Annotated in this window: 2 protein-coding genes; both read left to right on the top strand. The window is 43.3% G+C overall.

The genetic code is table 11. The annotated features are described in order from the left end of the window. A partial coding sequence (gene tnpB, locus FAY32_RS14465; protein WP_143464131.1) for an IS66 family insertion sequence element accessory protein TnpB occupies positions 1-350 on the top strand: 350 nt, incomplete at its 5' end. A 65-nt stretch (positions 351-415) separates the two neighbouring features. After that, positions 416-607: transposase (locus FAY32_RS14470; RefSeq protein ID WP_191988129.1), on the top strand; the 192-nt coding region annotated here is incomplete at its 3' end.

The raw sequence follows: 607 nt of genomic DNA on the forward strand, positions 1-607 counted from the left end.
GAGTTAGACAAGTATTCATTGTTTGTGGAAAGACTGACTTACGGCGTGGAATTGATGGTTTAGCGGATATTGTTCAAGAGCAGTTTGAATTAGATCCGTACAACCGAGCGCTGTATCTATTTTGTGGAACTAAGAAGGATCGCTTCAAGGCCCTCTATTGGGACGGCGACGGCTTTCTCCTTTTATACAAACGACTTGAGAATGGTAGACTTCAGTGGCCGACTAATCAGAATGCCGTTCGCAAGCTTAATCTCAAGCAATTAAACCGTCTATTGAGTGGGTGGTCGCTTGACGCGACCATCCACAAAATCAGGCCACCAAGACAGATAAGCTTGACCACGAAAAGATAGCTATTCATGCGCAGAAGGCTATGGTAAACTCAAAATTGATTAGTAATGAATGGTGGGATGGCCCAATGACTTCTGAACAAGAACAAATCGCTATGTTGACTCAAAAGGTAAAAGAGCAAGCCGAAATTATTGATTACCTGACGAGAAAACTCTTCGGTAAAAAAGCCGAGCAAGTCGATCCAGATCAGTTATCACTTTTAGATGAGGACGACGGTGTTTTTACCGAGCCAGAGCAAACTGGCGAAGAAAACCAAACA

This window comes from Levilactobacillus enshiensis (assembly GCF_007115095.1).
Classification (GTDB): domain Bacteria; phylum Bacillota; class Bacilli; order Lactobacillales; family Lactobacillaceae; genus Levilactobacillus; species Levilactobacillus enshiensis.